Source organism: Pseudomonas rosaeacicularis (genome assembly GCF_057128745.1).
This window is the reverse complement of sequence record NZ_JBSKHT010000001.1, coordinates 192,815-202,664: the sequence shown is the minus strand read 5'-3', so window position 1 is coordinate 202,664 and position 9,850 is coordinate 192,815. Positions and strand designations below refer to the sequence as shown.

At 55.2% G+C, this 9,850-nt stretch carries 11 protein-coding genes and 1 other RNA gene; 4 read left to right on the top strand and 8 right to left on the bottom strand.

Translation table 11 applies throughout. The annotated features are described in order from the left end of the window. Positions 1-288 precede the first annotated feature (288 nt). The gene (gene glpT, locus ACWKWM_RS00975; RefSeq protein ID WP_483844327.1) at positions 289-1,638 is read right to left on the bottom strand and encodes a glycerol-3-phosphate transporter; all 1,350 of its coding nucleotides are present in this window, start codon (positions 1,636-1,638) and stop codon (positions 289-291) included. A gap of 268 nt (positions 1,639-1,906) precedes the next feature. On the opposite strand from glpT, the gene ACWKWM_RS00970 reads away from it, so the two are divergent. Together ACWKWM_RS00970 and ACWKWM_RS00965 are read left to right on the top strand one after the other, a co-directional pair. Beyond that, positions 1,907-2,551, top strand: a complete 645-nt coding sequence (locus ACWKWM_RS00970) for an energy transducer TonB (RefSeq protein WP_483844326.1) — start codon at positions 1,907-1,909, stop codon at positions 2,549-2,551. Further along, positions 2,551-2,961, top strand: coding sequence for a TonB family protein (locus tag ACWKWM_RS00965; RefSeq protein WP_483844325.1), 411 nt, complete (start codon positions 2,551-2,553; stop codon positions 2,959-2,961). The genes ACWKWM_RS00970 and ACWKWM_RS00965 overlap by 1 nt, the downstream gene beginning before the upstream one ends. A 123-nt stretch (positions 2,962-3,084) precedes the next feature. Here ACWKWM_RS00965 and ACWKWM_RS00960 read toward each other — a convergent pair whose 3' ends face one another. The 4 genes from ACWKWM_RS00960 to ACWKWM_RS00945 all read right to left on the bottom strand — a co-directional run bounded on the left by ACWKWM_RS00960 (position 3,085) and on the right by ACWKWM_RS00945 (position 7,403). Beyond that, entirely contained in the window at positions 3,085-3,774 is a 690-nt protein-coding gene (locus ACWKWM_RS00960) for a hypothetical protein (RefSeq protein ID WP_483844324.1), read from the bottom strand. Positions 3,775-4,116: 342 nt separating this feature from the next. Continuing rightward, positions 4,117-4,344, bottom strand: coding sequence for a DUF7683 domain-containing protein (locus tag ACWKWM_RS00955; protein ID WP_483844323.1), 228 nt, complete (start codon positions 4,342-4,344; stop codon positions 4,117-4,119). Then, positions 4,341-6,251: a colicin E3/pyocin S6 family cytotoxin gene (locus ACWKWM_RS00950; protein ID WP_483844322.1), complete on the bottom strand. Its 1,911-nt coding sequence runs from the start codon at positions 6,249-6,251 to the stop codon at positions 4,341-4,343. The genes ACWKWM_RS00955 and ACWKWM_RS00950 overlap by 4 nt, the downstream gene beginning before the upstream one ends. A 174-nt stretch (positions 6,252-6,425) precedes the next feature. After that, a complete protein-coding gene (locus tag ACWKWM_RS00945) occupies positions 6,426-7,403 on the bottom strand; it encodes an NADPH:quinone oxidoreductase family protein (RefSeq protein ID WP_483844321.1) in 978 nt (325 codons plus the stop codon). Between the two features lie 135 nt (positions 7,404-7,538). Between ACWKWM_RS00945 and ACWKWM_RS00940 the strand changes: the two genes are divergently transcribed. Continuing rightward, complete coding sequence (locus tag ACWKWM_RS00940; RefSeq protein WP_483844320.1) at positions 7,539-7,949, top strand: flagellar basal body-associated protein FliL; 411 nt, start codon at positions 7,539-7,541, stop codon at positions 7,947-7,949. A 141-nt stretch (positions 7,950-8,090) separates the two neighbouring features. Here ACWKWM_RS00940 and ACWKWM_RS00935 read toward each other — a convergent pair whose 3' ends face one another. Further along, positions 8,091-8,540 (bottom strand): EVE domain-containing protein, encoded by a 450-nt coding sequence (locus ACWKWM_RS00935; protein WP_483844319.1) that lies wholly within the window; start codon positions 8,538-8,540, stop codon positions 8,091-8,093. A 193-nt stretch (positions 8,541-8,733) separates the two neighbouring features. On the opposite strand from ACWKWM_RS00935, the gene ACWKWM_RS00930 reads away from it, so the two are divergent. After that, the gene (locus tag ACWKWM_RS00930; protein ID WP_483844318.1) at positions 8,734-8,883 is read left to right on the top strand and encodes a hypothetical protein; all 150 of its coding nucleotides are present in this window, start codon (positions 8,734-8,736) and stop codon (positions 8,881-8,883) included. Between the two features lie 21 nt (positions 8,884-8,904). On the opposite strand, the gene ACWKWM_RS00925 is transcribed toward ACWKWM_RS00930, so the two are convergent. Together ACWKWM_RS00925 and ssrS are read right to left on the bottom strand one after the other, a co-directional pair. Then, complete coding sequence (locus tag ACWKWM_RS00925) at positions 8,905-9,540, bottom strand: 5-formyltetrahydrofolate cyclo-ligase (protein WP_483844317.1); 636 nt, start codon at positions 9,538-9,540, stop codon at positions 8,905-8,907. Between the two features lie 101 nt (positions 9,541-9,641). Then, a non-coding RNA gene (ssrS, locus tag ACWKWM_RS00920) (6S RNA) lies at positions 9,642-9,820 on the bottom strand. Between the last annotated feature and the right edge of the window lie 30 nt (positions 9,821-9,850).

Below are 9,850 nucleotides of genomic sequence, written 5' to 3'. Positions count from 1 at the left end.
CTGTAGGAGCGAACTTTTTCGCGAGGCGGTCGTTCGGCAACACCTGTTAATTGCCAGTTCGAATGATTCGCGAACAAGTTCGCTCCTACAGGATTGCGTTGTGCCCTAGCATCTGCGCAAGCAAGACAATCGACAGTAAGAATGAAAGGTGAGGTGGTGTAAGCAGCCGCGTGCTGAACTGTAGGAGCGAACTTGTTCGCGAAGCGGTCGTTCGGCAACATCTGTTAATTGCCAGTTCGAATGATTCGCGAACAAGTTCGCTCCTACAAGGGAATCGCCGTCTGATCGCTACGCGGTTGCCTCACGACTGGTGCTTGCAACGCGCGTATGCCACAGCGTCGGTGCGAGGAAGACCATCGACAGCACGCAGGCGATGATCAGCAGAATGAAGCCGCCATCCCAACCGAAGTGGTCCACGGTGTAGCCCATCAGCGCACTGGCCGCGACAGAGCCGCCCAGATAACCGAACAGCCCCGTGAAACCTGCCGCCGTGCCTGCCGCTTTCTTCGGTGCCAGTTCAAGCGCCTGCAAGCCGATCAGCATCACCGGGCCGTAAATCAGGAATCCGATGGACACCAGAGCGATCATGTCGACAGTCGGGTTGCCCGGCGGATTGAGCCAGTAGACCAGCGTCGCGATGGTCACCAGGAACATGAACACCATGCCCGTCAGGCCGCGGTTGCCACGGAAAATCTTGTCCGACATCCAGCCGCACAGCAGGGTCCCTGGAATGCCTGCCCACTCATAGAAGAAGTACGCCCACGACGTCGTATCGACCGTAAAATGTTTGGCTTCTTTCAGATACGTCGGCGCCCAGTCGAGCACGCCGTAGCGCAGCAGGTAAACGAACACGTTGGCCAGCGCGATGTACCACAGCATCTTGTTGCGCAGCACATATTTGACGAAGATTTCCTTAGCGCTGAATTCTTCCTCATGGCTCGCGTCATAGCCTTCCGGGTAGTCGTTCTTGTACTCCTCGATCGGCGGCAGACCCACCGATTGCGGCGTGTCGCGCATGGTCACGAAGGCAAACACGGCAACCAGCAGCGGCACGGCGGCTGGCACGTAGAACGCCGCGTGCCAATCATTGGTCCAGCCTAGGCCGAGCAAAAACAGGGGGCCGATCAAACCGCCACCCACGTTGTGCGCCACGTTCCACACCGACACCACACCGCCGCGCTCTTTCTGCGACCACCAATGCACCATCGTGCGCCCACTCGGCGGCCAGCCCATGCCTTGTGCCCAACCGTTGATGAACAGCAGGATGAACATGATCGTCACGCTGGACGTCGCCCAGGAAGAAAACCCGAACACGAACATCACCGCCGCTGACACCAGCAGGCCGAAGGGCAGGAAGTAGCGAGGGTTGGAGCGGTCCGACACGATGCCCATCAAGAACTTCGACAGCCCGTAAGCAATCGCAATCGCCGAAATGGCGACACCCAATTGGCCGCGCGTGTAGCCCTCGTCAATCAAGTAGGGCATCGCTAAAGAGAAGTTTTTCCGAAGCAGGTAGTAACCTGCGTAACCGAAGAAGATACCAGCGAAAATCTGCCAGCGCAGTCGTCGGTAAGTGCTGTCAACGCGTTCCTCGGGCAAGGGCGCCTGGTGTGCGGCAGGGCGGAAGAAGGCAAACATCGTGTCTCTCCATATTTTTATTTATAGTGTTCTGCGAATCCGAATATTACATTTTCATTACAGAAAATAGGAAGGCTTCTCATCGGATATACCGCAATAAACATGGGCTTTGACGTGTTGGAATATGAACATGACGTGAATGTGTAACCAGAGACGTCATGTTTAGGATGGGTCCTACATGAGAACCGGACTCGATAACCTTATTACCGCTGACTAGCCGCCCTACCATCCCAACCATCAATTCGATGGCAACGGATGGGAAGTCAGGATGAGGGTTTGCGCGTTTATAGGTTTGTTACTTTGTTCGTTTAAAGCCTTTGCTGCGGACGTCAGCCTGGTTCCGGTGCTGACCCCCAAGCCGGTATTCCCGAGTCAGCTGATCAGTAAACGCTACGCCGGCAAAGTACGCGTCCACTTGACGGTCGCGGCGCATGGCGGAATTCAGGCCGCGAAAATAATCGAGAGCAGTCACCCAAAATTCGTCGAGGCCACTCAACAAGCAATGGTTAAGTGGCGGTTTCGGCCATGGAGTACGGAAAACGGTGAGCCCACAAAACTGGAGATCACCGTGCCTATTCTTTTCGGGGCGCGTGGCATCGAACCCTTCTCCTCCGAGATAACCATCGGCCTGCGCAACGTCTTGTGCGCGTATCTCAACTACGAAGTGAAAACCAGCCTGAGCGACTTTGCGGACGAGCCGCTGAAAAAGGTCGATGTGTTTTGGTACGCCAACGAGTTCGTGACCGGCGCATATGTCGCGACGCAAGTGCCCGAGTCAAGCAAACGCAATGCATTGGTCGGACAGCTCGAAAAAGCTATCCCGCGAATCGTTAAACAGTGCAGCCGCAATCCGGACCATCCCGTTGCGTATTACCTGCCGAAGGGGATTCGGGATGTGTTGGTGGGGTTGTGATGGGCAGCAGAACCGTAACCAAAAAGAGAGTTCAAGCCGCGTTGGCAGTGCTAACCCTGGCGGCCATCCTGTCCACCAAGTGCGCACTGGCGGAAGATTCAGGCCCCCAATTCGATCGCTACGTCTCCCCCACATTCCCATCGGGCCTGCGTGGAGGAAAGCTCACTGGCGACGTGAAAGTCAGCTATCGCATTCATCACGACGGCTCGGTCAGCGATATAAAGGTGCTGGGCAAACCAGACCGAAAGTTCTCCCGCGCCGTTGTCTACGCCGTGAGCCGATGGCGTTTCAAGCCTTGGGACGTCAGCTACAAAAAACCGGCAATGGTGCGGGAGTCGGTGGAATACCTGTTTGGGATGGATCGGGTGGAGCAACGGCTGCGGATGATTATGCTCAGGCGGGGTGAGTAGGATGTTGATGAACGGCTAGAGACTCGGTTGATATAGATCTCGATGCCAAGCCGAAACGCAGATTCCATCTCTGGAATCTGCGTTTTTGTATCCCAAACAGAGGCTATTTGTTGGTTTTACGCATCAGGATGCGAGGCCAGCCCCCACTTGCGAAGCTTTCAAATAAGGGCCGATGTCGGACGCAAATTGGCTCATCGCAGCATCAATACTGCGCTTGAGCTTTACAGTCGCCTGCTCGATTGCCGCTGTAGCCGCAGGGCCCGGGATGAAGCGAATTTCCATGGCTTCTCGCACAACTGGCGATTCGCCTTGATTAATTGCGCCCTCAATCCGCGCTTCTACTGTCGCTGGGACAGCGGCTAGTTCAAGCGCCAGCCTTGCTTCCCTTAATGCTTCTTCTTCGGCCATGCGCTGGGCAAAAGCTTGAGCAGCGGCCTCGGCTTGTTGCTGTGCCAATTGTCGAGCAGCGGCTTCGGCTGCCAAACGAGCCACTTCTTCAGCCTGACGCTGGGCCAACTGACGTGCCGCTTCCTCTGCTAGGCGTTGCGCCAACTGTCGGGCCGCTTCCTCGGCTTGCCGTTGAGCCAGTTGACGTGCTGCTTCTTCAGCCTGGCGTTGCGCCAGTTGTCGCGCCGCTTCTTCGGCTTGGCGTTGAGCCAATTGCTGGGCTGCCTCTGCCAGTTGCGTCTGAACGACTGCCGTTTGATTCAAGAAGTTCTCCAGAAACCAGGCACCTTCACTGGCGAGTATCTGTCGGCGGATTTCAAGGAAATAAGGCGCTACCCCAGTCGTGTCGACGCTCCCGCTGGACATGCCATTGAACTCATCCAAAGTCAAATGTGGAGGTACCGCTTCGTAGCCAGCAGGAAGCGAAGCGAGCTTGGCATTTCTTATATGCCATGCGACATCTCGGTATCTGTCTACCGTCTGAAGCTCGGACATGCCAGCAGTGGACCCCAAGTGTGCTGCAATTTCACCTTGCAGCACTTGAGGCAGTTGTTGTAGAAAAGCAATGTAGCTAGTCATTTTTTCGTTCCTTCGAGTCTTATTGTTTAATTTCGCACTGTTTTATTTTTGGATTCTAAAGCAACCCCAAACATACCGTTCTTTGTGGGACCACCACCTTAAGAAGCGACTGCCCCCACAACTCATTCGCTAATCTTCGTCGCAATCAAGAAACAACTCATACTCTTTCGCGAGCACTGTCCCAGACACAACTTCAATTAGCGCAATCTGCTCTAAATTAAGCTTATAGGTAAATACACACTCATCATCGTCCTCCCACCCCATTATTTTTTTCAAACTCGCAATATCGATCGAAATATCTTGGCGATAGACAGGAAAATCACTGTCGTGTGGATAGCCAACGATGTAGTGAATCATGGTTCTATTCTCCGCGTAGGGTCAGCAGGTTTTGTTTGTTCTCCGGTTTCATGGTCAAACTCTCCCATATGCTTCCCTTGTTTACTATATAGCTCAACTTTCCCGTGACGTGAGTCCCATTCGAGAATATTTCCATCTCGAGTAATCCAGCGATGGCGAAGGCTGCCACCGCCCTGAGTTGGGGTCTTCGCCTTAGCTTTTACCGCATTCGGAAATGCGGCCAAGGTATTAGGCCGTGGATAGTATCGATGATCCCCAGCACGCTGATTGAAGACTGCATATAACGGGTCGATTCCAGAGTCAGCCGGGAATACGATGATGTAGTCATCGAAATCCACCTGATCATAAGTCGGGAAACCGCTCAGGTCATTTGCAATGGGTGATACATCAGTCCCCGGATCGGCCGGCAGAACCGGTCGTTCGCTTGGAGAGTATGTGAAGCTGCTATCTGGAGTGATGGCAGGCGTCCAGACCAAAGAAGGAGCTGTTTCGCCGTCGCGACTGAATTCGTACGTCTTGTTATCCGAATTGAATACAAGCGAACGGACGCGAACCTGAGTGCCGACGGTTACTCCGTCGGTTTTGGCCCAGACAGTTCTAACCTCACCGTCAGCTTCGTCAAAACTCAGTCGATGCGAGACGTCCACGGTGCCGAGTCGGCCGGCGACGAAGCCTAGATCTAGTCCTGAAGAGATGTCTAATGCCGAAGCCGCAGTTGCGAGGACTGCCGGAGGCATTTCACCACTCCCCAACTCCGTTGGATAAAACGATGCGATATGCGGCAGCGCCCTGGCGAAAGTTCTCATCGCTTGTCTAATAAAGAGTTTCTTCGCGACCTCAGTCGCTATGTCTTTGATCGTCGGGATTTCTTGCGTGGGAAGATTCGGACCCGCAACAATGGACCAAAGCCGGTTTAACTCAGTGGACTGCCAGATAGAAATTTCGGAGTTAACATTTGAGCCGCTATATGCGCCGTTTTGTAAAGCCCATGCTTGCTCGGCATAGGCCTTGGAGAGCGCTTCGGACCTTTCGTTAAGCTGCATTTCCGACTCAGAAAGCATTACGACTTCAAGCGCATCGGCATATGCTGCGGTCCACGCTGTATGCACTAGATGGGCCTGTTCGGCGGTAGTGCTTCGGGACAGTAAAATTGCCTTATATTGTTCGCCGTCAATGCCTCGCGGGTCTGATTCAGCAAACGAATTGGCACTGTTTACCTTCTGGACCCGCAAGCCCGACTTCTGCGCGATCAGATAATTGACCCGAGCCTTTTCTTTCAGAATTGCTTCGGGCAATTGCTGCCCGGTGCCTGAAGGCGCTGGTACTTCTGATCGAACCTGTGAATGCAGAAGTTCAGCCAATGCAGCTTTGGCACTGGAATGTTTCTGGTCAAGATCTGCTCGTACTGCGTGCTGTGCTTGCGAAAGCGAATTTACCGCTTGTCGATGAGCAGCCTGCACACGCTCGCCCTCGGCTTGAGCCTGGGCAGCGGCCCTGACTTTAGCCTCTGCGTGCGCCCTCGCTTGGGCTTCTGCTTCAGCTCTTGCCTGTGCTTCAGCATGTGCCCGCGCCTGCGCCTCAGCGGCGGCTATTGCCTGTGCCTCAAGTTGCTCCTGTGCGGCTTGCAGAGCTTGAGCAGCCGCCTCCCTAAGGGCCTGCTCTTTCAGCCGGGCTTCGTTTTCCCGGCGAAGTTTGTCTCTTTGACGTAGGCGTTTTCTTTTCGGGCTGGAAAGAGTTCCAGCCCGGCCGCCCTCTCCGCCGCCTCTATTTCCACCAAAACCTACAGTCCATCCACTATTCGATCCAGAACTTAAGCCTCCTCCAGACCCATACGGATTTCTATCAGATACTGCTACTTCCTTTGGGTTGTACTTAAAAATTATATTTTTTTCCTGATCATCACTCATACAGTTTCTCCTTATTAGCTGTATGGCAACGACGTAATCGAATTAAAGAAAGCTTTGCAATCCGTCAACGACTTTATTTCCAGAAGGAATGTGTAACTTTATACGTACAAATAATCTCATTAGATATTAATAAAAAGCCTCGCCAAATGACGAGACTGGTGATTACTAAAAAACCTATCTGACCCCAACAACCACCTTCCCAACCGCCCGCCTCTGCCCCAACGAATCAATCGCCTCCCCCGCCTCACTCAGCGAATAAACCCTCGATACCAGCGGCTTTAACTTCCCCTCTCCAAACCACTTAAACAACTGCCCAAAGTTCGCCGCATTGTCCTGTGGTTGCCGTTGAGCGAACGCGCCCCAGAACACGCCGACCACAGAAGCGCCTTTGAGCAGCGCCAGGTTCACTGGCAGCTCAGGAATACGCCCGCTGGCAAATCCAACCACCAGCAATCGGCCGTTCCAGGCGATGGAGCGCACGGCGAGGTCGAAGAGGTCGCCGCCGACCGGGTCGTAGATGACGTCGACGCCGTTGCCGTCAGTGATGCGTTTGAGTTCGTCTTTGAGGTTGGTTTCGGTGTAATTGATCAGGACGTCGGCGCCTGCGTTTTTGGCGACTTCGAGTTTTTCGGCGCTGCTGGCCGCGGCGATGACGCGGGCGCCCATGGCTTTGCCAATTTCCACAGCGGCCAGGCCCACACCGCCAGAGGCGCCCATGACCAATAACGTTTCGCCGGGTTGCAAATTGGCGCGCTGCTTGAGTGCGTGCATCGACGTGCCGTAGGTCATGCTGAATGCGGCCGCGGCGGTGAAGTCCATGCCATCCGGGATGGGCAGAACGTTGTAACCCGGCACGGCGACTTGCTCGGCGAAGCTGCCCCAGCCAGTCAGCGCCATCACGCGATCACCGACTTTCAGGTGCGCGACCTTTTCACCCACGGTTGACACCACGCCCGCTGCCTCGCCGCCCGGCGAAAACGGGAACGGCGGTTTGAACTGGTATTTGCCCTCGATGATCAGCGTGTCCGGGAAGTTGACCCCGGCGGCGTGTACCTCCAGCAGGATTTCATTCTTCTTCGGGACTGGGCTCGCGACGTCTTCCAGCACCAGGTTTTCGGCAGGACCGAAGGCTTTGCAGAGCAGGGCTTTCATCGGGGCTATTCCTTTTGGAGTGATGGCCGATAAGTGTAGGTAGAGGGGTTGCGTGGTCAATGAGCATGCCCGGGCCTGATAAGCGTGCATAAGCTGAAGTAAGCTGTGGCGCAAATGCAGATTGAGGAGTGGATTGTGAAAGCGTGGACCCTGATGTTGCTGGCCTTGTCGATGCCTGTTGTGGCGTTGGCTGAAGAAGGCGGCAAGGAAGAAGAGGTAAACAAAGTGGCGTATGTCGCGCTGACACCGCCTTTCGTGGGCAATTATTCGCTGGACGGCGGCCCCAAGCTGCATGTCTACAAAGCCGATGTCGCGTTGCGCGTGACAGGTGCCGACGCGCAGAAGGCCGTGAAAACCAACGAGCCGCTGATTCGTAACCAGCTTGTGGCGCTATTCACCCAGCAGACTGTCGACAGCATGAGCAACGTCGACGCCAAGGAGAAGTTGCGCCAGGAAGCGTTGAAGCAGGTTCAGCAGGTGATGAACGAGGAAACCGGCAAGCCTGTGGTTGAGGATTTGTTGTTCAACAACTTTATTGCGCAGTGACGGCATAACAATCAGTGACGTTTGTGTGTAGGAGCTGCCGAGCAACGCGAGGCTCCGGGGTCGCGCTCGACCGATGCAAATTTTCTGACACACCGCTATCGCAGCCTCGCGCTGCTCGTCAGCTCCTACAAAAAAACGGGGTTACTTCAGGGCCAACACCGCCGCCCATTGCTCATCGGTCACCGGCATCACGGATAGCCGACTGCCCTTCTGCACCAGCGGCAAATCCTCCAGCGCAGTTTGTTGTTTGAGAAACGTCAGGCTCAGCACAGAGGGGAAGGCCTCGACGAAGGCAACGTTGATCGCGCTCCAGGGGTTTTTCTCTTTGCTGGCCTTGAGGTCGAAATAATGACTTTTCTTGTCCAGCGCGGTGGGGTCGGGGTAAGCGGCTTCGATGATTTTGCCGATGCCTGCGATGCCGGGCTCAGGGCAACTGGAGTGGTAAAAGAAGAATTGGTCACCGATGGCCATTGCTCGCAGAAAGTTGCGCGCCTGGTAATTGCGAACCCCGTCCCAGCGTGCCTCTCCCAGCTTTTGCAGATTGCGGATAGAGAACTCATCGGGCTCGGATTTCATCAACCAATAGGCCATCTTTTTTCCTCCAGAAGAACAATTGGGCAGGTTGTCCTACGCTTTTATGACAAATCGACAGTCGGTTGGCGCCAGCATTTGCGTGTGCGATGACGTTGCCTCAGAATGCGCGGATTTTAAGGGTACACCGTTACTCGGCCTATCGAAAAAAGCCATAAACGGGAGGTCTTGATGCGCCAAAGGGAGGCAGTCAATGAAACGCAAGCCGGATTTATTGTGGATATTGGTTATTTTGTTCGGCTTGGGCATCGTGACGACCGGTTACGCACAGAGCTTGTGGTCCGCCAAACCAGACGCGCCCGTTGAAATCACCCAACAGCAGCCTAAACAAGGCCATCGCTGAATCAATGTAGCAGCGCAGAATTCAAACTTTCTGCGCTAAATACCAACGCTTATCCGACACCGTCCCCTGCAGCGGCACATCCCAACTGGCCTGCGCCAGTCTTCGCACCTTCTGACACTCATGCGCCATACCCAGCAGTACCGGCTTTTGCCAGGCTCTCCTGCGCGCCAGATACGCCAGGCTGCGATCGTAAAACCCGCCGCCCATTCCCAGTCGACCGCCTTCATCATCGAAACCCACCAGCGGCATCAGGATCAGATCGAGCGCCCAGATCTTGCGCTGGCGACGGGCGTTGATGTGTGGCTCGGGGATGCGAAAGCGATTGGGCCGAAATTTTTCACCCGGCCGCACGCGCTGGAACACCATCTTCGTGCTTGGCCAAGCGTTCAGGACTGGCAGATACGTTGCCTTGCCACGACGCTGCGCCTCACGCAGCAACAAGCGAGGATCGATCTCCCCATCCATCGGAAGGTACAGCGAGACGTGTCTGGCGCGGCGAAACAGCGGATGCTGAGCGAGCTGGAGGTATAAGCCACGAGCAGCGGCACGCTGTTCGGCGCGCGACAGTGAGCGGCGTGCCTTGCGCAATTGACGGCGAAGCTGCGGGCGGGAAAGTGAGGCGGGATCAGTCAGGGAAGCAGAGCCGGAAGAGGTCATGCAAGCTGGTCCGTAGATGCTGAGGGGTTACGCGCTCGACGTGACGTTACGTCGAGATTCCCACCGCCAGACAAGACGTCCGGCCATGGGCAGATATTCGAAGACTCCCCGACGAACCGCTGTCGGTGTAGCCCTTGAACCCGAAAGTTCAAGGTGGAGATTGCAGGAGGTTTTAAGGCTTTCCGTCGAGCGGACATGCACACCAACCCCAACTTGCAACCCCCGTGGTTGTGCGTATCGGCTCAGGGACATGACCGACTGGCAAGCACTCCAGGGAGCGGTCGCCAGTATACCCAAACATCTGGCAAGT